Origin of the sequence: Mesorhizobium sp. M0244 (genome assembly GCF_040321795.1) — a bacterium.
In the GTDB taxonomy this organism is placed as follows: Bacteria; Pseudomonadota; Alphaproteobacteria; order Rhizobiales; family Rhizobiaceae; genus Mesorhizobium.
This window is the reverse complement of the sequence record NZ_JAMYSE010000004.1, coordinates 28,214-53,095: the sequence shown is the minus strand read 5'-3', so window position 1 is coordinate 53,095 and position 24,882 is coordinate 28,214. Positions and strand designations below refer to the sequence as shown.

Genomic DNA, 24,882 nt, shown 5'->3' with positions numbered 1-24,882 from the left:
AGAAATGTCATCAGATCGTTCGGAACCGACCTTGCCGCCAGCGCGCGCTGTGCCGCCGGCCCAGACCTGCACCCCGACGCTGCCCGGCTTCACCTGCGGTCTCGACGCGACGCTGCGGGTCATCGCCGGCAAGTGGAAGCCACTGATCCTGTACTTCGTCGCCCAAGACGGCCCGACCCGCTACGGCGAGCTGCGGCGAGCCGTGCGCGACGTCAGCGACAAGATGCTGATCCAGCAACTCAAAGAGTTGGAGGCCGACGGTCTTGTGAAGCGGACTGATTACAGAGAGATCCCACCGCGGGTGGACTACAGCCTCACTCCGCTGGGCAGGAGCCTTGCCGAGGCGCTGGTGCCGCTTTGCTCCTGGGGCACGGAAAACATGGCCGAGGTCACGCGCGTCTTTGCCCAGCGCGAATCCTGGACCAGGAATAAAGGGTAAGCTGACGGTTCCGAGGGCGCTCGCGGCGTCGGCTCTCCATAGGGTTTGTTTGCGCTGCCTCGAACGCCTTGCGCCAACGTCAGACCAAGCACGGCGCTCGAGGGACACCGGTGCTGTTGTCCGTCTCTAAATCAAATCTGCTCGTTCTGAAGAGGTGGTGCGGGTGGTCGGAATCGAACCGACTCCTTGCGGAACCGGATTTTGAATCCAGCCGTCTACCAATTCCACCACACCCGCATGCAACCACCACCTATTTTCGACTTCAGCTTCCACTAGCGCAGCGAAAGGTCTGTGCTGGCATGTTAGGCTGACTTGCCAAGAGCTTTCAGGCAAAATCGAATCTGCTCGCGCAAGCCCACTTCGGTATCCTCCCCGTGTTCGAGGCAGTGCTCAATCAGAATTGGGTGGAGGAACGGCGCGAACGCGGTGTGGACGGCACGCGCCGCCCCAGCGGAATCATCGACTTTGAATTCGCTCGATTCGATGCCCTCGCGGATGATGACCCCTAAAGTCGTTACCATGCGCTCGATATGCACCTTGATGATCGCCCAGTTCTCCTGCATGGCGGCGACAATCAGGTCGTGCATGCGCTTTTCCTTGACCAGCGTCATCTTCTTGTGGTGGTGAACGGCGGTCAGTAGCTGGCCGAGTTTCTCCCCGGCCGGCGCGTTCGTGTGTGCGATTGCGAGGGCGATGTCAGCTACCTCGTTCACAACTCGCCCGCAGATGGATTCTTTGATTGCGTCCCTGGAGGGGAAGAAACGGTAGACATTTGCCGTGCTCATGCCGAGTTCGGAGGCGATGTCGGCCACCGACGTCTTATGGTAGCCGATGCGGCGAAAGTGCTCTTCCGCCACCTCCAGGATGCGCGCGCGCACCTCGTCGGGATCGGTTCGCGTTCGGACCGGACGATTCATGGACATCTCCTGAGCTGATGAATCCAACCCGCCGGGCTCGCGTGTCCGATCATCGGTAGGTAAGATCGTACGGCTGGCCTTGCCTATGTGAGGCAAAGCCAGCGGGCGAGTACTTGAATCGTCTCCTCCGACAACGGAGCCCTACTCGGCCGCCATTGCTGGTTGCAATTCCGGTTCCTTCGTCGAATCCTCATGGGACTCATCCGCAGTCGGCTTGATCCGGAACCACGCTACATAGAGTGCTGGAAGGAACAGCAGGATCAGCACCGTGCCGGCCGCCGTGCCGCCGATCAGCGTGTAGGCCATCGATCCCCAGAAGACCGAGTGCGTGAGGGGGATGAAGGCCAGCACGGCGGCAAGTGCGGTCAGGATCACCGGCCTCGTGCGTTGCACCGTGGCCTCGATGACGGCGTGATAGTCGTCAAGGCCGGCAGCACGGTTCTCCTTGATCTGTTCCGTCAGGATCAGCGTATTGCGCATCAGGATGCCAGCCAGTCCTATCAGGCCCAAAATGGCGTTGAATCCGAAGGGCTGGTTGAAGGTGAGCAAAATGGGCACGACGCCGACAAGACCGAGCGGCGCCGTCAGCACGACCATCGCCATCGTCGAGAAGGATCGCACCTGCAGTATGATGACGATCAGCATGGCGGCGATCATGGCTGGGAAGACTTTACCCAGCGCGGTGTTGGCCTTGATCGCCTCCTCGATCGATCCACCCAGTTCGATGCGATAGCCGGCCGGAAGGGATGCGATCAGCGGCTGAAGGGCGGTCATGATCTGCTTGGAGACCTCCGGAGGCTGGGTTGCCTCGTTGATGTCCGAGCGGATCGTGATGACGGGTGTGCGATCGCGGCGCTTCAGGATCGGCTCTTCCAAGCGGACTTCCGAGTGACCGATCTGGTCAAGTGGAATCTGGCGGCCATCCCGGCTCATCAGCGAGAAATCCGCCAGACGCGACGGATCCAGCCGCTCGCCGCCGGCGCTGCGTGCCACGATGGGGACATTGCGAATGTCCTCGCGGACCTGCGTGACGGGGATACCGGTGAGCAGGAACTGCAGCTGCTGGCCCACCTCCGCCGGCGACAGCCCGATGAGGTTGAGTCGATCCTGATCCGGGATGAAGCGTAGTACGGGCGTGCGATTTCCCCAGTCGCGGTTGGCCTGCCGCACGTCCGGAACGCCTCGCATGATATCGAGGGCTTTTTCAGAGATGGCGTATAGTTGCGCGGGATCAGGTCCCATGACCCGGAACTCGACCGGGAACGGCGTGTAGGGGCCGAACACAAGCTGCGTAACGCGGATATAGGCCTCGGGCGCAAGCCCTTGTGACACCGCCGCACGGAGTCGCTGCTTCAAAGCCTCGCGTGCCTCCGCGTCCGGTGTCAGCACGACAATCTTGGCAAAGGCAGGATCAGGCAGTTCCGGCGCCATCGCGAAGAAAAAGCGGGGAGCGCCCTGACCGACGTAGCTCGTCACGATCTTGGCCTCGGGTTGGTCGCCAAGCCAGTGCTCCAGCTTCTCCACCGTGGCGGTCGTCGTCTCGATGCTGGTGCCTTCCGGCAGGCGAACCTCGATCAGCACTTCGGGGCGGTCGGATGTCGGGAAGAACTGCTGCTTGAGCGCGCCCATGCCGACAACCGAAAGCGCGAAAACGATGCCGACGACACCGCAGGTTACGAACTTGTGGCGCACTGCAAAGGTGATGAGCCGGCGAAGGCGCCGGTAGTTCGGTGTGTCGTATATGGCGTGGACGCCGCCTTCGACCGCTTTGATCGCGGGCAGCATCTTGACGCCTAGATACGGCGTGAAGACCACAGCGACGATCCAGGAGACGATGAGGGCGAAGCCTACGACCCAGAAGATGTTGCCGGCGTATTCGCCGGCCGTCGAACGCGCGAAGCCCACCGGCAGGAAGCCGGCGATCGTCACGAGCGTGCCTGACAGCATCGGCGCCGCGGTATGGCTCCACGCATAGGCCGCCGCCTTGATGCGGTCCATGCCCTCTTCCATCTTCACCACCATCACCTCGATGGCGATGATGGCGTCGTCCACGAGAAGGCCGAGCGCCAGGATGAGGGCGCCGAGCGTGATGCGGTCGAAGAACCGGCCGGTTTCCAGCATGATGAGGAACACCACGGCGAGCGTCAGGGGGACGGCGGCAGCCACGACGATGCCGACGCGCCACCCGAGGCTGAGCAAGCTCACCAGGAGCACCACACCGAGCGCCATAGCGAATTTGAGCATGAACTCGTTGACCGACGAGTCGATGTTCACGGCTTGGTCGCTGACCTTGGCCAGCGTCATCCCGAGCGGCAGCGTCTGTGCGATAGAAGCGGACCTCTCCTCCAGCGCCTTGCCGAGTTCAAGACCATTCCAGCCCTCCTGCATCACCGCCCCGAGCATGATGGTCGGCTCGCCCTGATGCCGGATGACGTAGGTGGGGGGATCCTCGTAGCCGCGGCGGACCTCGGCGATGTCGGAGAGCTTCAGCGTCCGTCCCGCGGCGACGATCGGCGTGTCGGCGATCGCCTGGACACTGTCATAGGCGCCGTCGACCCGGATGAAGACCTGCGGCCCCTGAGTGTCGATCGAGCCGGCCGGTGTGACGGTGTTCTGCCGTTGCAAGGCGGCAACGATATCCTGGGCCGACACACCGAGGGTGGCCAGTTTGGCGTAGGAAAACTCGACGAATATCTGTTCGGGACGTTCGCCGAGGATGTTGATCTTCTTGACGCCGGGCACGTGCAGGAGGTCCTGGCGAATGGTCTCGGCTTGCCTGGCGAGTTCCCGCATCGGCATGCCTTGAGCCTTCAACGCATAAAGGGCGAAACTGACGTCCGAATATTCGTCGTTGACGAAGGGACCGAGCACGCCGGGCGGCAGGTTGCGGGCTTCATCCCCGAGCTTCTTGCGGGCCTGGTAGAACTCCTCCTGCACGCTGGATGGCGGTGTGCTGTCCTTCAGCGTAACCGTCAAATACGCATAGCCTGGTCGTGTCGTCGTCTCGACCCGGTCATACCAGGTCAGCTCCTGAAGCCGCTTCTCCAGCGGTTCGGCGACGAGGTCCTGCATCTCGCGCGCCGTCGCGCCCGGCCATACGGTCGTGACCGTGAGGGTCTTGATCGTGAAGGAAGGATCCTCAGCCCGCCCAAGCATGAGGAAGGCGTAGGCGCCGGCCGCGACCAGCAGGATGATGAAGAAAAGGGTGACGGCCCGTTCGCGAACGGCGATCGCGGAAAAATTGAGGTTCATCGTCAGTTGCTCCCGCTCTCGGAAGCAGTCCTGACGCGGGCCCCCTCCTTCAGGAGATGAGCGCCGAGCGAAACAATCGATTGATCCGAACTCAGTCCGGAGACCACGGCGGTTTCGCTGGTCACACGAACAAGGTTGACGGGCCGAAAGTGTACGGTCGAGGTAGCTCGATCCAGGGCCCAGACGCCGGTCTTGCTGCCGTCATCGAGCACGGCTCCCAGCGGGACCTGGACTTCCGGCTGGCTGGCCTGGCTTGCAATCCGGATGGTGACGGTCGCGCCAAGCGGTGCTGCCGCGGCCTCGCCGTCGAGCACGTAGCGGGCCTCGTAGGTACGGGTCTGGGGATCGGCGGCATCCGACAACTGCCGCAGATGCGCTGTATAGCGTCCAGCGGCGCCGTACACGCCGGCCTCGGCCGCCGAGCCAATCGCCGGCCGGATCGTTTCGGGAAGCGCGACCACAGCTTCACGGGGGCCGGCCTGGGCGATCCGAACCACTGTCTGGCCGGCGGAAACGACCTGTCCCGGCTCGCCGAGCGTTTCGACCACCGTCCCATCCGCGTCCGCCACCAGGACGGAATAGGCCGCTTCGTTCTCCGCGACTTTCGCTTCCGCTTCTGCGGCGGCGAGCTGTGCGGTCGCGGTATCCAGCGCGGCCTTCGCCTGCTCGTAGCGCTGCGGGGTTGCTGCCAATTCCTTCTTGACCAGAACGGCATAGCGCTTTTCGTCCGCGCTCGCCTGAACCAGCACAGCGCGTGCCGCGGCGACCGCGTTGCGCTTGGCGGTGAGCGCAAGGGCCAGATCGGTCTCATCGATCCTCAGCAGCGGTTGACCCGCCTTGACCCGTTCACCGACATTCACCAGACGCTGAACGATCTTGCCGGGTACGCGAAAACCAAGATTGCTCTGCACCCGCGCGGCAATTGTGCCCGTGAAGCCGCGTTCGGATCCGGCCACCGGCACTGCTGTCACCAATCTGACGATCGGTGCTTCCTGCCTCGGGTCGCCCGCGGCGGATGCCGCCTGCGTGCGAATGGGAAGTGTGGCAAACGCGCCCACCCCTAACCCCGCGACCAGGATGCCCCCCAGCCCAATGACAAGTCGCTTTTTCATGCCCATCGCCTCATGTCGAAATAGATTGCGTTCGTACGCTATACATGCTATTGATTACGAACGCAATCTAAAAAGGAGATCGATGATGCGAGTTAGTCGCAGCCAGGCCGAGCAAAACCGGCAAAACGTGATCGATGTGGCAAGTCGCCTTTTTCGCGAGCACGGCTTCGATGGCATCGGCCTCAAGGATCTGATGAAGGGTGCCGGGCTGACCCAAGGCGCTTTCTACAAGCAGTTCGCATCCAAGGAGGACTTGGCTGCACAGGCATCTAGCCGGGCGATGGAACATGCGACCCGCAGATGGTTGGCTGCCATCGCGGCGAAACCTGAGGATCCGCTTGGCGCGGTGATCGACTTCTATCTCAGCAGGGGACATCGCGAAGAGAGGATGGAGGGCTGCCCGGTCGTGGCGCTCGGCTCGGATGCCGCCAGACAGGGCAATAAGGTGAAGGCGTCATTCGAAGCGGGGATCGGAGAATACCTCGGGATGCTTGGCCCCTGGATTGGCGAGGCCGACGTCGATGCGCCCAGCGGCAAGGCCATGGCCATTCTTTCGACGATGGTCGGTGCGGTGCTCCTCTCGCGGGCGGTCAACGACCCCGACCTCGCGCAGGCTTTTCTGGATGCCGCGACCGATCAGGTTCGCAAAGCAGTTGCGGCTTGAACGGCGTGGCCAGCGCGATCGACGCATCCATGCGATAGGACAACAGATGCGACGGATTGTTGTTACAGGCATGGGCGCGGTCACCCCGCTTGCCGCCAATGTCGAAGCGTCCTGGTCGCGTCTGCTGGCCGGTCGTTCGGGGCTTCGGAAGCTTCCGGATGATATGGTGGGCGAACTGCCGGCGAAGATCGGCGGCGTGGTGCCGTCCATGGAAGAAGACCCCGAGGCTGGGTTTGATCCCGACACAATCCTGGCTCCGAAGGAACAGCGCAGGGCAGACCGCTTCATTCTCTTCGCACTGGCGGCGGCAGAAGAGGCGCTGTCCCAGGCGGGTTGGAAGCCAGTCTCGGACGATGACAGGGCTCGCACCGCGACGATCATCGCTTCGGGTGTCGGAGGATTTCCCGCCATAACCGAAGCTGTGAGAACCGTCGACCAGCGCGGTGTTCGGCGTCTCTCGCCGTTCACCGTGCCATCGTTCCTGGTGAACATGGCAGCGGGGCAAATTTCGATCCGATATGGTTTTAAAGGCCCGCTTGGCGCTCCGGTGACAGCGTGCGCAGCCGGCATTCAGGCGATCGGCGATGCGGCGCGTCTTATCCGCGCCAATGAAGCCGACATCGCCGTGTGCGGCGGAACCGAAGCCTGCATGAATGCGGTCAGTCTCGGCGGTTTTGCAGCAGCACGCTCTCTCTCGACATCCTTCAATCACCGTCCTGACCAGGCCTCCCGTCCATTCGACATGCTGCGTGACGGCTTCATCGTGGGCGAAGGAGCCGGAATCCTGGTCGTCGAGGCATTAAGCCACGCTCTTGCGCGCGGCGCCAAACCACTTGCCGAGCTTGTCGGCTATGGCACGACGGCGGACGCTTATCACATCACGTCCGGTCCCGAGGATGGCGACGGTGCGCGCCGAGCCATGGAGATCGCGATCACCCAAGCCGGCATTTCGGCACGGGAAATCCGCCATCTCAATGCGCACGCCACCTCCACGCCGGTCGGTGATGCGGGGGAAATCGAGGCGATCAAAAGGGTCTTTGGCGCGGATTTCAGCATAGCTGTCAGCGGAACGAAGGCGGCGACCGGACATCTGCTGGGAGCCGCCGGCGGGCTTGCAGCCATCTTCACGATCCTCGCGCTCAGGGATCAGGTTGCGCCGCCGACGCTCAATCTGACCGCTCCCGATCCGGCCGGCGACGGGATCGATTTCGTCGCAAACCAGGCCCGGCCAATGGAGATGGACCACGCGATCTGCAATGGCTTCGGTTTTGGAGGGGTCAACGCCAGTGCGTTGTTCCAGCGCTGGACGGGATGATCCGACCGGCGCGAGCACCGGAGCGGCCGGTGATTGAAACTTTACCGCTGACCCCTTGGCAATCCGGCCGCTTGCGATCGCGGCCCTATTCCCTGCCGGAAACGGAAGTTTCCGAGATTCGTATGTTCCGCGCATCCCCGGCAAGACTGGTGGGTGTGAATCTTATGGAGATTCGCGATGACTGCCATCCCCAACATCATTGAGCTGAAGCCAAGGATCACCGTGATCGGCGTGGGCGGAGGCGGTGGAAACGCCGTCAACAACATGATCCTCCAGAATCTCGAGGGCGCGGAATTCGTCGTTGCGAACACCGATGCCCAGGCGCTTGCCATGTCGAAGGCATCGCGCCTGATCCAGTTGGGCGCCAACGCGACAGCGGGGTTGGGAGCCGGCTCCCTCCCCGAACTCGGGCAGGCGGCCGCCGAGGAATCGATCGATGAGATCATGGACCATCTCGCCGGCACCCATATGTGTTTCGTGACGGCGGGCATGGGAGGCGGAACCGGAACCGGGGCAGCACCCGTCATTGCCCACGCCGTACGTCGGGCCGGCATTCTCACCGTGGGCGTCGTCACCAAGCCGTTCGTCTTCGAGGGCAGGCACCTCGAAGGCGACCGAGTTGGGTGCCGCCGTCGGGTTCGATAACGAAAAGGCCGGGCGCACGGCGGCACGCTACCTGCTTGACCTCGGCCACTCCCAATTCGGCATGATCGCGGGCATCACCAAGGACAACGATCGCGCGGCGGGTCGCCGGGACGGCTTTCTGCACGAACTCGAACGGTCAGGCATTGATCGCGCCATGGTTCCGATTGTGGAGGGGGCCTACAGGCTCGATGACGGCCGGACGTCCATGCAGCGACTGATGGAAGAAGACCGAAGGCCGACCGCGGTGTTTTGCGGCAGCGATATCCTGGCAGCCGGCGCCATCAAATACTGCCACGCAGCCGGAATCGCCGTCCCCGGGGAGATCTCGATCGTTGGCTTCGACAATCTTGAAATTGCTGAGCTCACCTCACCTGAATTGACCACGTTGGAAGTGCCGGCACGCGACATGGGCCGAATCGCTGCCGACTACATCCTGGCATCACCATCGCAGCGGCTGCATTTGAGGCAACGCGAGCTGGCCATCAGGTTGATCATCAGGGAAAGCACAGCTCCAGTGAGGCGTTAGGCACTTCGACATCCTAGGAAAACGCGTAAGAGCCCTCCGTTGCCGAAACCTAGTCTAAGTGTCCGCTTCCAGGTGGCGAACAGCCTCACTTAATGGCTGCAATGCGGCGCTTTGCTGCCATTCGCGACGCGGACAATAAGGTCGCCGATGGCTCATCAACGTGAATACGAGACGATCCGGTCAGCGTAGCCGGGAACATCGCAGCTGCGCCACAAATGCTTGAGGCGCTAGTCCGGGCTTTCCCCCTACCGACGATCATGGGGCAGCAGCACCGCAGGCTGGTGGGTGGTTAATGCCGCGTCGTGCATCTGCTTCGTCGACGAATGCCTTTTGTACGCCATTGGCGCCGCGAGCAGTTGCGGACGCGGCTCCTATTCTGCACCTAGGCGGCTTTGCGAGACTTCCAGGGATGAAGGTCTGATTCATTAAAGCATTGATTTTCTTATTCGTTTTTGGTTTTGCGACACTCCGTCGCATGGTAGACAAACCCCTTTTTGAGTCGAGCGCGTCTACCAATTCCGCCATAGGGGCTCAGGCCAGGCGGCCTGGATGGGCGCGGACTATACGGTTGGAGGCCTGTTCGTCAACTGGCCAATTCCCGCGACCCTATCTCGCCCAAGTCCAGCCTTTCGATTTCGTGAAGCAGCTGCCATTGTGCAGCGCGGAAAATCTTTCTAGACAGGCGGCGCATGTCATTTGGAGCGCACCTTGTCCGAAGAGGTTGATGCGGGCGCTTCCAAGTCTTTGTTTGTGCATGTCGTACCCAAAACCGCGACCGGTTTGGGCGTGCATTAGGAGTGCCGATGCTTCGCGGACTTTACGACTGGACCTTGTCGCTGGCGGCAAGCAAATCCGCCGAATGGTGGCTGGCCTTCATCGCTTTCGTCGAGAGCTCGGTGTTCCTGGTGCCGGCCGACGTGCTCTATCTGCCGATGGCGCTGTCGCGGCCGGATCGCGCCTATCGTTACGCGCTGATCGCCACCGTCGCCTCCGTGCTGGGCGGCATCGCCGGCTGGTTCATCGGCCATTACGCCTATGATGCGGTGGCGCGGCCGATCCTCGAATTTTATGGCAAGTATGACGAGTTCGAGGCGATGCGCGTCTCGTCGGGCACCGGCTTCATCATCCTGATGCTGGTCACCTCCGGCCTCGCCCATCTGCCGCCGATCAAGGTGGTGACGATCCTGTCCGGCGTCATCGGCGTTCCTTTGCTGCTGTTCATCGTGCTGGCAATCGTTGCGCGCGGCGCCCGCTTCCTGTTTCTCGCCTGGCTCTTGCGCCGCTATGGCGAGCCGATCCGCCACTTCATCGAAAAGCGCCTTGGCCAGATTGCGGGCGCCGCCGCCGCTGCCCTGATTTTGCTCTATATCGTCGTCAAATACGCCGTCTGAACGGCATCGAACCGAATGGACTGAGTCCGATGACAGCGACCGTGAATGCCGATACCGGACGCCAGCGGCTGCGCACCGCCCTGTTTCTCGCTGTCGCCATGGCCACCACGGTCGGCTCGGCGCTGGCCTTCCAGTATCTCGGCGGCTACATCCCCTGCAAGCTCTGCCTCGAGCAGCGCACGCCTTACTACGTCGGCGTGCCCTTGATGCTGCTGGCGGTGCTTGCGCCGGCTCTTCACGCGCCAGCCTGGGTAAGCCGTGGCCTGCTGGCTATTGGCGGCCTGCTGATGCTCTACGGCGTCTATCTCGGCGTTTATCACTCCGGCGTCGAATGGGCGTGGTGGCCAGGCCCGACCGATTGCACCGCAGCCGCCGGGCCGGTGGACACCGGCGGCAAGGGCGTGCTCGATGCGCTCGACAAATTCGTCCCGCCCTCCTGCGACAAGGCGGCGCTCCGCATCCTCGGCCTGTCGCTGGCCGGCTGGAACGCCATCGCCAGCTTTGTCCTGGCAGTCGTAGCCTTCCGCAGCGCCTTCGCCCGCGACTGATTTAGCGCGACACGAGATCATCCAAGAATTCGGCAGGCTGAGTCGGGTGGAGTGATTGTCGAGAACCGAAGCGGAGCGGACATTGGTCCGTGAGCATCGGAAGCGCAGAAAATCGCTTCAGACGGCCAGCCTCCCGAATTATCGGATGATCTCACGGCTCGAGTTCGACATCCCAGTACAGATAATCCATCCAGCTTTCGTGTAGATGGTTGGGCGGGAACAGGCGGCCGTTATTGTGCAGATCATGCACCGTCGGCTGGTACGGCTTCTGCAGCGGCCACATCTTGGCGTGCGCCGGCATCATGCCGCCCTTCCTCAGATTGCAGGGCGAGCAGGCAGCGACGACATTCTCCCAGGTCGTGGCGCCGCCGCGATGGCGCGGGATGACGTGGTCGAAGGTCAGATCGTCCGGCGTACCGCAATATTGGCACTGGAAACGGTCGCGCAGGAAGACGTTGAAGCGGGTAAACGCCGGATGCCTGGACGGCTTCACATAGGCCTTCAGGCTGACGACGCTCGGCAGCTTCATCGAGAAGGTCGGCGAAGAGACGGCGTGTTCGTATTCGGCGACGATGTTCACCCTCTCGAGGAACACCGCCTTGATGGCGTCCTGCCAGGACCAGAGCGACAAGGGGTAATAGCTGAGCGGACGGTAATCCGCATTCAGCACCAGCGCTGGAAGCCCATCCGGAGATACGGCAACCGTCACGTCGTTGACCTCCTTCACCCTCGAACCGGTCGACGCGGATACTGTAAGCCCGACATGACAGGGATGTGAAGCGGATTGTCGATCATCCCGGCCCTCAAAAACGCATGATTTCAATGCTTTTTTGCGGATTCAAGCCGGAGGCGCGGCGTCCCGGCCCTTCAATTCGCGATAATAAGCCCAGAAAAGCCGCGATGCGACACCGCGCCACGGGCTCCATGATTCGGCAAGCCGGATCAGCATTTTCTCCGGCGGACGCGGGTCGATGCCGAGTGCATGGCCGACCGCGCTCTGCAATGCAACGTCGCGCGCCGGAAAGATATCTGGGTGTCCGGCGGCAAACAAAAGGTAGACTTCAGCCGTCCACGAGCCGATGCCCGGCACCTTGGTCATGGCCGCGATCGCCTCGCTTGCATCGAGCCGGCACAGGTGATCGAGGTCGAGTCCCTCGGCCACCGCCCGGGCGACGGCAACCAGGCCGCGCTGCTTGGGCCGCGACAGCCCGGCCTCGCGAAAGATCGCCTCGTCGGCGGCAAGTATCGCCTGCGGCGTCAGCGGATCGAGCAGTCTCGCCAGCCGGCCGAAGATGGCATCGGCGCTCGCGCGGGACACTTGTTGTGAAACGACGATCGAGGCAAAGCTCCTGAACCCCGGCTCCGACAGCCTGAGCGGCACCTCGCCGGCCATGCCGCGCACTTTTTCCAGGCGTGGGTCGAGCAAGCATAGCCTATCCAGCCCTTGCGCAATGTCGTCGAGGCTGGCGATGCGTTGCATGTCTGCTTGTTCCAAAATCAAAAGTGCCGCACGCTTCGTCACGTGTCCCTCTGGACGCACGACGCCGCCGGCGCAAAGTAGCAATTGGCGAAAGCGCCGCACAACCCGTTTGCCGCCGGACAATGACACTGCTGACATTCCGCTTCGCGCCGAGCCCGAACGGCGAACTGCATCTCGGCCATGCCTATTCGGCGCTGCTCAATCAGAAATTGGCAAAGGCGGCGGGCGGACGCCTGCTGCTGCGCATCGAGGACATCGACACGACGCGCTGCACGCCGGAATTCGAGGCGGGCATTTTTCGCGACCTGAAATGGCTGGGGCTTGGCTGGGAGGAACCGGTGCGCCGCCAGTCCGAGCATTTTGCCGAATATCGGGCTATGCTAGAGCGGCTGATCGAAGCGGAGCTTGTCTATCCGGCCTTCATGAGCAGAAGTGAGATCCGCGCCTTCATCGCCGACAGCGAAAAGCGCGGCCGCGACTGGCCTCGCGACCCGGACGGCGTGCCGCTCTATCCCGCCGCCGACAAGGCGCTGCCGGCGAGCGAACGCAAACGGCGCATCGCCGAAAATGTGCCATTTGCCTGGCGGCTGGACGTCGATGCTGCAATAGCGCGCGCCGGCAAGGACCTGTCATGGGCCGAATACACGGACGAGACGCTCTCCGCGACGCGTCGTGTCGAAGCCCATCCGCAGGATTGGGGCGACGTGGTCGTGGCGCGCCGCGAAATCCCGACCAGCTATCACCTCGCCGTCACCATGGACGACGCGCTGCAGGGCGTCAGCCATGTCGTGCGCGGCCAGGATCTTTATTCCGCGACCAGCGTGCAGCGGCTGCTTCAGCAGCTGCTTGGCCTGCCGCAGCCGGCCTATTTTCACCATCGCCTGATCCTCGGCCCGGACGGACGAAAACTGTCGAAGAGTCTTGGCGATACCGGCCTTGCCGCCCAGCGTAAGGCGGGCGCATCGCCGGACGATGTGAGGCGGCTGGTCGGTCTCTAGCGGCGCCACCGGCATTCCTTGAATGGAAATGAGCCTAATGGATCAACGGTTTGGTTTTGCCTTCCGCTCGGAACGGCATTAGAGCAAGCGCGACAGTCAGTCCTCACCGACGCGTGGCCTCCGGAAAAATGCACAGCCTCAAGCGGTTCATCCCCGCCTCTTTCGTCGTCCTGTGGGCGACCGGCTTCATCGGCGCGCGCTATGCCATGCCGTGGGCGGAGCCCTTTACTTTCCTGGCCGCGCGCTTTGTCCTGGCCGCAATCCTGCTTGTCGCTTTGATGGCCGCACTTGGTTCGAGCCGCGCCACCCGCGACGAGGCGCTGCACGCGACCGGCGCCGGCATCCTGATGCATGGGGTCTATCTCGGCGGCGTGTTCTGGGCCATCCACCGGGGCATGCCCGCTGGGCTTTCAGCCCTGATCGTCGGCCTGCAGCCGCTGATCACGGCAGTGCTCGCCGGCCGGCTTCTGGGCGAGGCCATCCTGCCGCGCCACTGGGCCGGTCTCGGCCTCGGGTTGATCGGCGTGGTAATCGTGCTCTGGCCGAAGCTCGGCGCGCTCGGCGGCGGGGTGACGACCGAAACACTGGGGGCCTCGCTGGTCTCCGTACTCGGCATGAGTGCGGGCACGATCTGGCAGAAGCGTTTCGCCTCCGGCGGCGATCTGGTGGCTGCCACGTTCTGGCAATATGTCGGCGGCGCATCAGTGATGGCGCTGGCCTCGCTCGCCTTCGAGACCCGAACGGTCATCGTCAACGGCGAACTGATCTTCGCCATGGCCTGGCTCGTGCTGGTGCTATCGATCGGCGCCATCTTCCTGTTGATGGTGATGATCCGCGACGGCGAGATGTCGAAGGTCGCCTCGCTGTTTTACCTCGTGCCGGCCGTCACCGCGGTCATCGCCTGGGCATTGTTCGGTGAGCAGTTGAGCCCGCTCCAGATCGCCGGCATGGCGATCGCGACGCTCGGCGTCGGGCTGGCGACGGCTCAGCCGCCGACGCGGGCACGCGCCTCTAAATAGCGGCTGATCGCGGCGTTGAGCTCGCCACCGAGGATGAAGATCGCCGAGACGATATAGAGGAATACGACGGCGATCATAATCGAGGCGAGGCCGGCATAGGTCGTCACATAGGACGAGAAATGATCGAGATAGGCGGCGAAGATGGTCGATCCGATGAGCCAGCCGACCAACGTGAAGATGATGCCCGGCACGATCGAGACGAAGCGGCGCTTGCCGGCCGGCAACCAGAAATGCACGGCGAACAGACCGCCGATGATGACGACCGAGGCGATGACGTAACGCCACAGCGTGATCGTGCCCATGTAGGGCTTTATCCATTCGAAATGCGACTCGGCCAGCCGTGCCAGCAACGGCGCGAAGACCAGCAGCACGCTGATCGCCAAAAACCCGGCCGTCGCGATCAGCACGAAGATGATGCTCTGCACCCGCCGGTAGATGATGCCGCGCGTTTCCGAGACACGATAGGCGCGGTTGAGCGAAGTGCGCAGCGCCTCGATGCCGTTCGAGGCGAAGTATCCGGCAAGCACGATACCGTAGGTCAACAGGTCGCTGCGCCGGACGGTAAGCACGTTGAGCACTTCGCGCGCGATCGGTTTGGCGATCTGCTCGGGCCATGTGTCGAACACAAGGTGCACGGCGGTGTCGGCGAAAGCCTGCGCGCCGAAAAAACTCGCCAGCGTCGTGGCGAAGATCAGGAAAGGAAAAAGCGCCATCAGCGCGGTGATCGCCAGATGGCTGGCCATTGCCCAGCCGTCGTCGGTGTTGAAATGGCCGAGCGCGTCGTAGAGCACGCGTTTGAGGGCTACGATCTTCCGCAACAAGAACCGCGTTCCCTTCGATTGTCCCGACGTCGCGAATATGGGAAGGGTTTGCGGCAAATGACAACCCTAGGTCAAACCACCATTCCTCCCGGAGAAGAGTTGCGCACCATCATTGTCACCGGTGCCTCTTCCGGAATAGGCGCCTATTGCGCCCATGCTCTTAAGAAGGAAGGCTGGCGGGTGTTCGCAACGGCCCGAAAGCCTGAAGATATCGCCGCGCTCGACGCCGACGGCATCGAGGCCTTTTATCTGGACTACACCGAGCCCGGATCGATCGAGGCGCTGGTGGCGTCGGTGCTGGAGCGGACCGGCGGCCGGCTCGATGCCCTCTTCAACAACGGCGCCTACGGGCAGCCCGGCGCCGTCGAGGACCTGCCGGTCGAGGCGTTGCGGCAGCAGTTCGAGGCCAATGTCTTTGGCTGGCATGATCTCACTCGCCGTGTCGTACCGGTGATGCGCCGCCAGGGCCATGGCCGCCTCGTTCATTGCTCGTCGATCCTCGGTCTCGCGCCGCTGCCTTTCCGCGGCGCCTACTCGGCATCGAAGCACGCTCTCGAAGGGCTGATGCTGTCCCTCTATCAGGAACTCCGGGGTAGCGGCATCCATGTTTCACTGATCGAGCCGGGGCCGGTGAAATCGAAGATCGCCAGCAACAGCCTCGCATGGTTCTTGGCGAACATCGATCACGCGAAGTCAGTCCATCGCCTAGCCTATGACGCACAATTGGAACGGCTGCGGGCCGGCGGCAGCGCATCGCGGCTGAAGCCCGGGCCGGAGGTGGTTCACGCTGCCTTGCGCCATGCGCTTCTGTCGCGGCGCCCGCGACCGCATTATGTGGTAACGGTGCCGGCCAGGATCGGCGTAATCCTCAAACGCATCCTGCCGGCAGCGATGCTCTACCGCCTGCTCGCCAAACGCGCCTGAACGCAATTCAACTGGAACACACCATGGCAACCGTCTTCAACATCCTCGCCGTTCTCGTCATGGTCGCCGTGGTGATCGTGCTGATCCGCGGCCTCATCAACATGATGCGCGGCGGCTCCAGCATGACCTCTAACAAGCTGATGCAGACGCGCGTGCTGTTGCAGTTCGTGGCTTTGGTGCTGATCATGCTGGCGGTGTATTTCACCCGTAAGTGACGCAGCAGCCAGCAGCCGGGAGGTAACCCGTGGTCAAGCTCAACAAGATCTACACCCGCACCGGCGACGATGGCACCACCGGCCTTGGCTCCGGCGAGCGGCGGCTTAAATCCGACCTTCGCATCGACGCCTACGGCACCGTCGACGAGGCCAATGCCTGCATCGGCATGGCCCGTATCCATACAGCGGCAGTACATCCGTCGATCGATGCGATGCTCAGCCGCATCCAGAACGACCTTTTCGATCTCGGTGCCGATCTGGCAGTCCCCGACAATGGCAAGCCGCTCGACTACGAGCCGCTGCGCATCGTCGCCTCGCAGACCGACCGCATCGAACAGGACATCGACCTCCTCAACAAGGATCTGCAGCCGCTCAAATCCTTCGTGCTCAATGGCGGCACGCCGGCCGCCGCCGCCCTTCACCTCGCCCGCACGGTGGCTCGCCGCGCCGAGCGCATCATGGTGGCGCTGTCGCAAGACCCAAACGAGCCCGTCAACCGCGAGGCAATAAGGTACATCAACCGGGTCTCGGACTTTCTGTTCGTCGCCGCACGCGCGGTCAATGACAACGGAAACGCCGACGTGCTATGGGTTCCCGGCAAGAACCGCTGAATCCGCCGGAAGCGGGAGAGGCCCGATGTTTATCCCGCTTTACGACACCAACCGGCTGCGGCACATCAAGCTGCAATATGTGACGATCGGCCTGATCGCCCTCAATGTGTTGATCTACTTTGTCACCACACTTGGCGGTGAGGATTTCTCCAACGCCGCGGTGCTGGGCCTCGGCTTCATCCCGTCGGTTGTGCATGACAGCGCCGAACTCGCTCCGCAATTTGTCGTCATTCCGGAGAGCCTGAGCTACCTGACCTATTCTTTCCTGCACGCGGATATCTTCCACCTCGGCGGCAACATGCTGTTCCTGTGGGTGTTCGGCGACAATGTCGAGGATGCACTCGGCCACATCCGCTACCTCATCTTCTACCTGCTTTGCGCCATCGCCGGTGCTTTCTTCCAGGGTCTGGTGGCCTGGGATTCGCAAGTGCCGCTGATCGGCGCGTCGGGTGCCATCGCCGGTGTGGTCGTCGCCTATCTGATCCTTTATCCGCGGGTAAAGGTATGGGTGCTGGCCTTCGCCCGCATCCCGTTGCGCATTCCAGCCTTCATCCCGCTCATCCTGTGGATATTGTTCCAGATCTTCATGTTCGCCCAGGGTGGCGAGGATCAGGTTTCCTGGGCCTGCCATATTGGCGGCATCATCGCCGGAGCCGTGCTGGTGCTTGTCTTGCGCAGCCGTGGCGTACCGCTACTCGCCGGCGCCGACGAGGAGCCGGCCGTGGTCGCCGGTCCGGCGCCCGTTGCCGTGGAGCCGCCGGCAAGCGATCTGCCGCCCGCGCAGCCGGCGCCGCGCTGGGGCCGGGGAAGCGTTTCCGGTCTAGACTGAACCGATTTGAGTGCTTCGCCGAGGATCCGAGTGCGCCCTGGATATTGACGCGCGGGGTCGCCGCAACTACGGAAGCGCCACCCTACTGGCGTGGCGAAGACCAGAATTCCGTCCGGAATGTCGGCTTTCGACAACTCTGAAGAGGTGCATGCTGCTATAGCGCGCCCGACGAGCGTGAAGAGACTATCGTGAAAGAGGTGACAGGCAAATGAAGATCCTTGTGCCCGTGAAGCGGGTTGTGGATGCGAACGTCAAGGTCCGGGTGAAGGCGGATGGTTCGGCGGTGGAACTCGCCAACGTCAAGATGGCGATGAACCCGTTCGACGAGATCGCGGTGGAAGAGGCGATCCGGCTGAAGGAAGCTGGCAAGGCGGAAGAGATCATCGTCGTGTCGGTCGGGCCGCAGCAGGCACAGGAAACCTTGCGCACGGCGCTCGCCATGGGCGCCGACCGCGCCATCCTGGTCAAGACCGACGAGCAGACTGAGCCGCTCGGTGTCGCCAAGGTGCTGAAGGGCGTGGTCGAGGCAGAACAGCCCGGTCTCGTCATTCTCGGCAAGCAGGCGATCGACGACGATTCCAACCAGACCGGCCAGATGCTGGCGGCGCTTCTGGGCTGGGCGCAGGGCACCTTCGCCTCCAAGATCGTGCTCGACGGTGACAAGGCCAAGGTGACGCGCGAGGTCGATGGCGGCCTGCAGACGCTGGAACTGAAGATGCCGGCAATCGTCACGGCGGATCTGCGGCTGAACCAGCCACGCTACGCCTCGCTGCCCAACATCATGAAGGCCAAGAAGAAGCCGCTCGACGAGAAGACCCCGGCCGACTACGGCGCCGACGTCAAGCCGCGGCTGAAGGTGATCAAGACCGAGGAGCCGGGCGGCCGTAAGGCGGGCGTCAAGGTCAAGAGCGTGGCCGAACTCATCGACAAGCTCAAGAATGAAGCCGGCGTGCTGTAAGCAATCGGAAACGGAGACAAGAACATGGCTATTCTTCTGATTGCCGAACACGACAACGCAACGCTTTCCGACCAGACCGCGAAGGCGCTTTCGGCGGCACTGCAGATCGGTTCGGACGTGCATGTGCTGGTTGCCGGCAAGGGCGCCAAGCCGGCAGCGGACGCCGCCACCAGGCTCAAGGGCGTGAGCAAGGTGCTGCTCGCCGAAGCGGACGAACTCACCGAGCGTCTCGCCGAACCGCTGGCGGCGCTCGTCGTTTCGCTTGCTGAGCCATACGACACGATCATCGCGCCGGCGACCTCCTCGGGCAAGAACGTCTCGCCGCGTGTCGCGGCCCTGCTCGATGTGGCACAGATATCGGAAATCATCGAAGTCGTGTCGCCCGACACCTTCAAGCGGCCGATCTATGCCGGCAACGCCATCCAGACGGTGCAGTCGAGTGACGCCAAGAAGGTCATCACGGTGCGCACCGCTTCCTTCCAGGCGGCTCCCGAGGGCGGCTCGGCCACGGTCGAAACCGTGAAGGCCGCAGCCAACCCCGGCCTGTCCACCTTCGTCGAGAACAAGCTCTCGGAGACCGATCGTCCGGAGCTGACCTCGGCCAAGATCATCATTTCGGGCGGTCGCGCGCTGGGCTCCTCCGAGAAGTTCCAGGAGGTCATCCTGCCGGTCGCCGACAAGCTCGGTGCGGCCGTCGGCGCATCTCGCGCCGCCGTCGATGCCGGCTATGCGCCGAACGACTGGCAGGTCGGCCAGACCGGCAAGGTGGTAGCTCCCGACCTTTACATTGCCGTCGGCATCTCCGGCGCCATCCAGCACCTTGCCGGCATGAAGGATTCGAAGGTCATCGTTGCCATCAACAAGGACGAGGAGGCGCCGATCTTCCAGGTCGCCGACTACGGTCTCGTCGGCGACCTCTTCGTCATTCTGCCGGAACTGCAAAAGGCGCTTTGACGCCTTCTGCCAAAGCGTATTAAATTCTGAGGGGTGGGGTAGACGAAGTCGCCCCGCCCTTTTAGTGTGCACTGCACAAAAAAACAGGCCGCAAAGGCCTCGACGGGATCGGGTAATGAGCAAGATCGAGACGATCGGCATCATCGGCGCGGGCCAGATGGGCGGCGGCATCGCCCATGTATCCGCTCTGGCGGGCTACAAGGTGCTGGTTTACGACATTTCGCCCGACCGCATCGAAAAGGGCATCGCCACGATCAGCGGCAACATGGCCCGTCAGGTCGGGTCCGGCAAGCTCGAGGAAAAGCTGCGCAACGAGGCGATGGCGCGCATTTCGTCTGCACCGGCCATGGCTGACCTTGCGGGCGCCGATCTGGTGATCGAAGCAGCGACCGAGGACGAGACGGTCAAACGCAAGATCTATGCCCAGCTCTGCCCGCAGCTCAACCCCGAGGCCATCCTGGCGACGAACACGTCGTCGATCTCGATCACGCGGCTGGCTTCGCAGACCGACCGGCCGGAGCGCTTCATCGGCATACATTTCATGAACCCGGTTCCGGTGATGAAGCTGGTCGAACTGGTGCGCGGCATCGCCACCGAGGACCAGACCTTCGAGGCGGCAAAAACCTATGTGAAGCAGCTCGACAAGACGATCACCGTCTCGGAGGATTTCCCGGCCTTCATCGTCAACCGCATCCTGCTGCCGATGATTAACGAGGCGATCTATACGCTCTATGAAGGTGTCGGCTCGGTCGACGCCATCGACACCGCCATGAAGCTCGGCGCCAACCATCCGATGGGGCCGCTGCAGCTTGCAGATTTCATCGGGCTGGATACCTGCCTGTCGATCATGCAGGTGCTGCATGACGGCCTGTCGGATTCGAAATACCGCCCCTGCCCGCTGCTGGTCAAATATGTCGAGGCCGGCTGGCTCGGCCGCAAGACCGGGCGCGGCTTCTACGACTATCGCGGCGAACACCCCGTTCCGACACGCTGATCGCCGTCGCTACCAGCGCACGAAAAGCCGCCCGCCGAGCGCCCCGAGCACGGCAAGGATGGCGATCGCGACAGTGTACCAGGTGGCAACGAAAAGCGGCGAATCATCGAAACAATGCGCGGCATAGAAGGTCGCCGCCAGCCCGCCGGCAAGCAGGCCCGCTACCGCACCGGCAAGCACCGGCCGTGTTGGCGCGCCATGGCGCAGCACCGCGAGAAAGACGGCAAGCGGGCCGATGCCGATCAGCGGAATGAACGTCATGCAGATGATCATGTTGGTGCCGACCAGGCGCGTGCCCCAGTCGGACGCAGGCACGACGAAGAGTTCGAGAATCACGGCCACAATCACCAGCAGCGGGGCGATGATCATCCAGATCGCCGCCCGGCCGGTCGATGCTCCGGGTGCCGACAGCGCGCGGACCAAGACAAAGGCGCTGACGGCAAGAGCAATAGTGAAGACGAATTTCGACAGGAACCGCATCGTGTGCATGGCAAATGCGATGTCGGGGCGCGGGCCGATCGTCAGCCAGAAAACCGCGGCCGCGATCACGATGGCCGCGCCGGTGGCAAGCCACCAGGCGGCGCCCAGCGGCAGCGCCTTGCTGCGGGCATCGGCATCGAGCGCCTTGATGAGATCTTCGGTCCTCATGTTATTCCCGCCCCGCCCCGAACCGTTTGGCAATGGCGGCAAGCCCGCGGTGCAGCGACACCCGCACCGCCGTCTCGCTGATGCCGAATTTCGCCGCCGTCTCGCCGATCGAACGGCCTTCGACCGATACTGCCGAGACCACCGAACGCTGCGCCGGCGACAGGCCGTCGAGTGCTCGGTTGATGTCGCGCTCGCTGACCGTCTCCGCTTCCGGCTCGGCAAAGGTCTCGGCGATTTCGTCGATCTCGATCTCGATCCGCCGGCCGCGCCGCCGAAACGCATCGATCAGCTTGAAGCGCGCTATGGCATAGACCCAAGGCAACACCGGCGCATCATGGCGCCATGTATGCCGTTTCACATGAATGGCCAGCAAGGTTTCCTGCACGACATCCTCGGGATCGACCCCGCCCTGCACGATCTTGCGCCTGGCAAAGCCACCAACGAGAGCGGCGATCCGGTGCAGACAGTCGGCATAGGCCCTTTCGTCTCCAGCGATCGCGGCCCGCAGCAGCCGGGAAAGCTCGGCTTCGTCCTTGCCGGTCACAAGACTTCACTCCCCGATATTCGCGTCTCGGCGCTGATTTGTTACGTGGCCGGCGAAATAATGTCCAAGACAAAGTACGTGGAAACCACGAAAGTTTGCTGGTGAGAAGCGGTGGCCGCAGGCCATGAAATGCCGGTGGCTGTGCTTTTCAAGCTTCGAGCCGTAGCGCGCAACTTTCACTTGGCGACTCTGCGCAACCTCAAATGCCACCCAACTGCGAGCGGTTGAAAATCCGTCTCAAAGAGTTGCCACGCCCGATCGGAGTTAATGACCACGCGGCGCAAACAATATGCCTGCCGCCGCGAGTACGGCGATCGCCCCGCCCGCCAAGTCCCACGTATCCGGCCGATGCCCTTCGGCCAGCCACAGCCAGAGCAGGGATGCGAGGATATAGATGCCTCCATAGGCGGCGTAGGCGCGGCCCGCATAGTCGCTAGGCACCAGCGTTAGCAGATAGGCGAACAGCATCAGGGACGCGACGCCCGGCACCAGCCAGAGGATCGGTTTGCCTTGCCGCAACCAGGCCCAGAAGGCGAAGCATCCGGCAATCTCAGCCAGGGCGGCGGCCGCGAACGTCAGGAAGGTGCTGAGAAGAACTGGCATGCGGTCGAGTCTGTCACAGGCGCGTCGTGATGACCACCAGCCAGTCAGGCAATGCCCGCTCAAGCCCGGTTTGAAAGGTACGGTCGAACCCGGTCAGAGTCATAGCGCCGGCGATGACGAGCAGCGCGCCAAGAACCATCTTGATGCCGCTCGAAGCGCCCAGCATCAGGCCCCGCCAGCGTAGCAGCGCTTCACGGGACATCAATGCCAGCGCCAGGAGCGGCAACGAGGTGCCGATGCCGAAAGCCAGCATGGTCAACACCACCATGCCGAGATTTTCGCCGCGCGCGGCCATAATGGACGCTGCGCCGAGGGTCGGCCCGACGCAAGGCGTCCATACCGCGCCAAGGAGCAGTCCGACACCGAACTGGCCCGATATGCCGGAGGTGGAGACGCCACCGAAGCGGCTTTGCGTCCAGTTGCTTACCGGACCGGCCGCCACGGCAAATTGCGTCTGAAAACGCGGCACGAGCAGCACGGCTCCGACCAGGATCAAAAGCACGGCGGCGGCCGAGCGAAACACCGTCATGTCGAGGCCGATCGAAAAGCCGATGGTGGCAACAAACACCCCGATCGCGGTGAAGGAGACGGCGACGCCGGCGGCCAAAGCCAGCGGTGCCAGCCGGTGTTCGGCCAGGGCGCCGGTCAGAATCACCGGCAGCAGCGGCAGCACGCAGGGTGAAAGGATCGACAGAATGCCGGCAAGCAGGGCAAGCAGCATGTTACAGCGCCTTCCTGAGCAGCGCTTCAATAACAGCCGGGTCGGTCTGGCCGGTCTGCCGGTCGATTTCCTTGCCGCCCTTGTAGACAATCATCGTGCTCTGCATCTGCACGTGGTAGCGTGCGAGGACCTCCTTTTGCGTGTCGAAATCGACATCGAATTTCTTCATGGTCCTGAAGTCGGGAGACGCGAGGAGTGCTGCCACGATAGGCTTTTGCGCCTGGCAGACCTCGCACCAAGGCGCCGTAACGTGGATGATCACCGGCTTGCTGGACTTAAGCGCTTCGTCGAAGCCGGCAATGGTTTCGTCGCCGTTGTGGGCGAACGCTGGGCCGGCGGCAGCGGCGATGCCGGCGGTGGCTGAGAGCATCAGGAAGTGACGACGTTGCATGTTATGCAATCTCCTTGAGGTTGGATGGCGCGAGTTCAGGGCGAAATGGTCAAACAAAAGATCAGCGGCCTCGGCCGCCGCCTCCGGTGCGGTGATGGTGAGAACCACGTCGCGCGCGCTGCTCTTCAAATCAAAGGTCAGGAACGCGCAGCAGGTTCGCTCCTTGCGCATCAGCTCGCGCACCTCGTCCAGAGCTTCCGGCTCATAGGTCAGCGACAGCGACAGCGGCGCGCGATCTGCACGCCGCAAGGACCGTCGCGCCAGGGCGCGGATGCCGGCGACACGCTCCTTGAAATCGGAAGCACCAAGGGTGCAGGCGATCGACAGGGCATCATCTTGGGCGGTCGAGGGCACCAGACGGACCACAGCCGCATTCCTCTTGGGCCATCAATGACTGAAACGTGGCGTTGGGCGCAGCTTTGCGACGCGAGAGGAGATATAGCCCGCCGATCGGAACGGCCAACGCGAGCAGGCCGAGGCCCCAGGTACAGGCGGCACCGCCGATGGCAGCCAGGCTGGTGCCTAGCAGCGCCGCCGGTATGAAGCTGACCGTGCAGCAGGCCGCACAAGCGGCTGTTGCGACGCCGGCCCATTTTAGGGTGGTTTTCATCGAAACGGCCTTTCCCGATTTCTAATCTTGGCAGGACGGTACTTCTTCAAGTAACTTGAGGTTCAAGGAGTATCTGGCGATGAACCTTCACATCCGCGTGTTCACAATCGGCGCCCTTGCCAAGGCCGCAGGCGTCACGACCCCGACCATTCGCTATTATGAAGAGATCGGTTTGCTGCCTCCTGCCCAGCGCACGGCCGGTGGGCAGCGCAGCTATGATCACGACGATCTCGGCCGGCTGACCTTCATCAAGCAATGCCGGGACTTCGGATTCAGCATCGACCAAGTGCGCGTGTTGCTGAACCTTTCGATCAGCACTAGCCGCGATTGCGTCGAGACACGTGATATTGCCCAGCAGCATCTCGACGAGGTGCGCCACAAGCTCGCAGAGCTACGCTTGCTCGAGCGCCGGCTTGAGAGCTTTGTGACGCGCTGCAATGTTTCCTGTGCTGGCGGCCCCGGCCAGGACTGCGTGATTTTCAAGGACATGGCGACACCAGCAAAAAGCGGCTGCTGCGGATAGTCAGCCGCTGCGAACGATGCGCCTCATATTGGTCGACCGTCAGCCATGACTCACGACCAAATTCCCCCGGGCGCTGGTCTTTTTCCGGCGGGTCTGTGCCATCCGATGCCGCGCGTCATACGTTCGAAAGGCTGCCCCCCCTCCATCACGCAGAATTGTCCGTCTGGCACGGGGTTTGTGCGCCTCGGCGACGGATTGAAGCAGCCAGCAATGTTGACTGTGCTAGTCAT

Annotated in this window: 28 protein-coding genes, 1 tRNA gene and 1 pseudogene; 18 read left to right on the top strand and 12 right to left on the bottom strand. The window is 62.8% G+C overall.

Annotated features, from left to right (window positions below; all coding sequences use genetic code 11):
- Positions 1-79 precede the first annotated feature (79 nt).
- Positions 80-439: a winged helix-turn-helix transcriptional regulator gene (locus NKJ08_RS05030; protein WP_352532265.1), complete on the top strand. Its 360-nt coding sequence runs from the start codon at positions 80-82 to the stop codon at positions 437-439.
- Between the two features lie 155 nt (positions 440-594).
- On the opposite strand, the gene NKJ08_RS05025 is transcribed toward NKJ08_RS05030, so the two are convergent.
- The 4 genes from NKJ08_RS05025 to NKJ08_RS05010 form a co-directional block, all read right to left on the bottom strand.
- Positions 595-676, bottom strand: a tRNA-OTHER gene (locus tag NKJ08_RS05025).
- Positions 677-741: 65 nt separating this feature from the next.
- On the bottom strand, positions 742-1,356 hold the full coding sequence (locus NKJ08_RS05020; RefSeq protein ID WP_352532247.1) for a TetR/AcrR family transcriptional regulator: 615 nt from the start codon (positions 1,354-1,356) through the stop codon (positions 742-744).
- 141 nt (positions 1,357-1,497) lie between these two features.
- Positions 1,498-4,608, bottom strand: coding sequence for an efflux RND transporter permease subunit (locus NKJ08_RS05015; RefSeq protein ID WP_352781509.1), 3,111 nt, complete (start codon positions 4,606-4,608; stop codon positions 1,498-1,500).
- 2 nt (positions 4,609-4,610) lie between these two features.
- A complete protein-coding gene (locus tag NKJ08_RS05010) occupies positions 4,611-5,720 on the bottom strand; it encodes an efflux RND transporter periplasmic adaptor subunit (RefSeq protein WP_352778729.1) in 1,110 nt (369 codons plus the stop codon).
- An 85-nt stretch (positions 5,721-5,805) separates the two neighbouring features.
- Between NKJ08_RS05010 and NKJ08_RS05005 the strand changes: the two genes are divergently transcribed.
- From NKJ08_RS05005 to NKJ08_RS04980, 6 genes and pseudogenes are all read left to right on the top strand, one after another.
- Positions 5,806-6,384 (top strand): TetR/AcrR family transcriptional regulator, encoded by a 579-nt coding sequence (locus NKJ08_RS05005; protein ID WP_352532263.1) that lies wholly within the window; start codon positions 5,806-5,808, stop codon positions 6,382-6,384.
- Between the two features lie 46 nt (positions 6,385-6,430).
- On the top strand, positions 6,431-7,699 hold the full coding sequence (fabF, locus tag NKJ08_RS05000; RefSeq protein ID WP_352778724.1) for a beta-ketoacyl-ACP synthase II: 1,269 nt from the start codon (positions 6,431-6,433) through the stop codon (positions 7,697-7,699).
- Positions 7,700-7,876: 177 nt separating this feature from the next.
- Positions 7,877-8,299: pseudogene (locus NKJ08_RS04995) on the top strand (cell division protein FtsZ); the annotation flags it as partial.
- 19 nt (positions 8,300-8,318) lie between these two features.
- Positions 8,319-8,870: a substrate-binding domain-containing protein gene (locus NKJ08_RS04990; protein WP_352528922.1), complete on the top strand. Its 552-nt coding sequence runs from the start codon at positions 8,319-8,321 to the stop codon at positions 8,868-8,870.
- An 803-nt stretch (positions 8,871-9,673) separates the two neighbouring features.
- Positions 9,674-10,261 (top strand): YqaA family protein, encoded by a 588-nt coding sequence (locus tag NKJ08_RS04985; RefSeq protein WP_352528920.1) that lies wholly within the window; start codon positions 9,674-9,676, stop codon positions 10,259-10,261.
- Between the two features lie 29 nt (positions 10,262-10,290).
- Entirely contained in the window at positions 10,291-10,809 is a 519-nt protein-coding gene (locus NKJ08_RS04980) for a disulfide bond formation protein B (protein WP_352528918.1), read from the top strand.
- A 151-nt stretch (positions 10,810-10,960) separates the two neighbouring features.
- On the opposite strand, the gene NKJ08_RS04975 is transcribed toward NKJ08_RS04980, so the two are convergent.
- On the bottom strand, positions 10,961-11,518 hold the full coding sequence (locus tag NKJ08_RS04975; protein WP_023677956.1) for an HNH endonuclease: 558 nt from the start codon (positions 11,516-11,518) through the stop codon (positions 10,961-10,963).
- 129 nt (positions 11,519-11,647) lie between these two features.
- The gene (locus tag NKJ08_RS04970) at positions 11,648-12,289 is read right to left on the bottom strand and encodes a DNA-3-methyladenine glycosylase family protein (RefSeq protein WP_352528916.1); all 642 of its coding nucleotides are present in this window, start codon (positions 12,287-12,289) and stop codon (positions 11,648-11,650) included.
- A gap of 122 nt (positions 12,290-12,411) precedes the next feature.
- On the opposite strand from NKJ08_RS04970, the gene gluQRS reads away from it, so the two are divergent.
- A complete protein-coding gene (gene gluQRS, locus NKJ08_RS04965) occupies positions 12,412-13,287 on the top strand; it encodes a tRNA glutamyl-Q(34) synthetase GluQRS (RefSeq protein WP_352528914.1) in 876 nt (291 codons plus the stop codon).
- 128 nt (positions 13,288-13,415) lie between these two features.
- Positions 13,416-14,306 (top strand): DMT family transporter, encoded by an 891-nt coding sequence (locus tag NKJ08_RS04960; protein WP_352528912.1) that lies wholly within the window; start codon positions 13,416-13,418, stop codon positions 14,304-14,306.
- On the opposite strand, the gene NKJ08_RS04955 is transcribed toward NKJ08_RS04960, so the two are convergent.
- On the bottom strand, positions 14,273-15,127 hold the full coding sequence (locus tag NKJ08_RS04955) for a YihY/virulence factor BrkB family protein (RefSeq protein ID WP_292656768.1): 855 nt from the start codon (positions 15,125-15,127) through the stop codon (positions 14,273-14,275). The genes NKJ08_RS04960 and NKJ08_RS04955 overlap by 34 nt on opposite strands.
- A 57-nt stretch (positions 15,128-15,184) precedes the next feature.
- Between NKJ08_RS04955 and NKJ08_RS04950 the strand changes: the two genes are divergently transcribed.
- From NKJ08_RS04950 to NKJ08_RS04920, 7 genes are all read left to right on the top strand, one after another.
- On the top strand, positions 15,185-16,051 hold the full coding sequence (locus NKJ08_RS04950; protein WP_352528910.1) for an SDR family oxidoreductase: 867 nt from the start codon (positions 15,185-15,187) through the stop codon (positions 16,049-16,051).
- A gap of 23 nt (positions 16,052-16,074) precedes the next feature.
- Complete coding sequence (locus tag NKJ08_RS04945; RefSeq protein WP_023677950.1) at positions 16,075-16,266, top strand: twin transmembrane helix small protein; 192 nt, start codon at positions 16,075-16,077, stop codon at positions 16,264-16,266.
- Between the two features lie 29 nt (positions 16,267-16,295).
- Complete coding sequence (locus NKJ08_RS04940) at positions 16,296-16,877, top strand: cob(I)yrinic acid a,c-diamide adenosyltransferase (RefSeq protein WP_352528908.1); 582 nt, start codon at positions 16,296-16,298, stop codon at positions 16,875-16,877.
- A 25-nt stretch (positions 16,878-16,902) separates the two neighbouring features.
- The gene (locus NKJ08_RS04935; RefSeq protein ID WP_352528906.1) at positions 16,903-17,706 is read left to right on the top strand and encodes a rhomboid family intramembrane serine protease; all 804 of its coding nucleotides are present in this window, start codon (positions 16,903-16,905) and stop codon (positions 17,704-17,706) included.
- Positions 17,707-17,914: 208 nt separating this feature from the next.
- Positions 17,915-18,664 carry an electron transfer flavoprotein subunit beta/FixA family protein gene (locus NKJ08_RS04930; protein WP_352528904.1) on the top strand — a complete coding sequence of 250 codons (750 nt, stop codon included), beginning with the start codon at positions 17,915-17,917 and terminating at the stop codon, positions 18,662-18,664.
- 24 nt (positions 18,665-18,688) lie between these two features.
- Complete coding sequence (locus tag NKJ08_RS04925) at positions 18,689-19,618, top strand: electron transfer flavoprotein subunit alpha/FixB family protein (protein WP_352528902.1); 930 nt, start codon at positions 18,689-18,691, stop codon at positions 19,616-19,618.
- Positions 19,619-19,733: 115 nt separating this feature from the next.
- A complete protein-coding gene (locus NKJ08_RS04920; protein WP_352528900.1) occupies positions 19,734-20,612 on the top strand; it encodes a 3-hydroxybutyryl-CoA dehydrogenase in 879 nt (292 codons plus the stop codon).
- Between the two features lie 9 nt (positions 20,613-20,621).
- On the opposite strand, the gene NKJ08_RS04915 is transcribed toward NKJ08_RS04920, so the two are convergent.
- From NKJ08_RS04915 to NKJ08_RS04895, 5 genes are all read right to left on the bottom strand, one after another.
- The gene (locus NKJ08_RS04915; RefSeq protein WP_352781508.1) at positions 20,622-21,260 is read right to left on the bottom strand and encodes an NrsF family protein; all 639 of its coding nucleotides are present in this window, start codon (positions 21,258-21,260) and stop codon (positions 20,622-20,624) included.
- Position 21,261: 1 nt separating this feature from the next.
- Positions 21,262-21,804 carry a sigma-70 family RNA polymerase sigma factor gene (locus tag NKJ08_RS04910; protein ID WP_352781507.1) on the bottom strand — a complete coding sequence of 181 codons (543 nt, stop codon included), beginning with the start codon at positions 21,802-21,804 and terminating at the stop codon, positions 21,262-21,264.
- Between the two features lie 264 nt (positions 21,805-22,068).
- A complete protein-coding gene (locus NKJ08_RS04905) occupies positions 22,069-22,407 on the bottom strand; it encodes a YnfA family protein (RefSeq protein WP_352528894.1) in 339 nt (112 codons plus the stop codon).
- Between the two features lie 13 nt (positions 22,408-22,420).
- Positions 22,421-23,128 carry a cytochrome c biogenesis CcdA family protein gene (locus tag NKJ08_RS04900; RefSeq protein WP_352528892.1) on the bottom strand — a complete coding sequence of 236 codons (708 nt, stop codon included), beginning with the start codon at positions 23,126-23,128 and terminating at the stop codon, positions 22,421-22,423.
- A gap of 1 nt (position 23,129) precedes the next feature.
- Positions 23,130-23,885 (bottom strand): thioredoxin family protein, encoded by a 756-nt coding sequence (locus tag NKJ08_RS04895; protein ID WP_352528890.1) that lies wholly within the window; start codon positions 23,883-23,885, stop codon positions 23,130-23,132.
- Positions 23,886-24,022: 137 nt separating this feature from the next.
- Between NKJ08_RS04895 and NKJ08_RS04890 the strand changes: the two genes are divergently transcribed.
- Positions 24,023-24,154: a hypothetical protein gene (locus NKJ08_RS04890; protein WP_352528888.1), complete on the top strand. Its 132-nt coding sequence runs from the start codon at positions 24,023-24,025 to the stop codon at positions 24,152-24,154.
- Between the two features lie 54 nt (positions 24,155-24,208).
- Positions 24,209-24,652 carry a MerR family transcriptional regulator gene (locus NKJ08_RS04885; protein ID WP_352528886.1) on the top strand — a complete coding sequence of 148 codons (444 nt, stop codon included), beginning with the start codon at positions 24,209-24,211 and terminating at the stop codon, positions 24,650-24,652.
- Positions 24,653-24,882 lie beyond the last annotated feature (230 nt).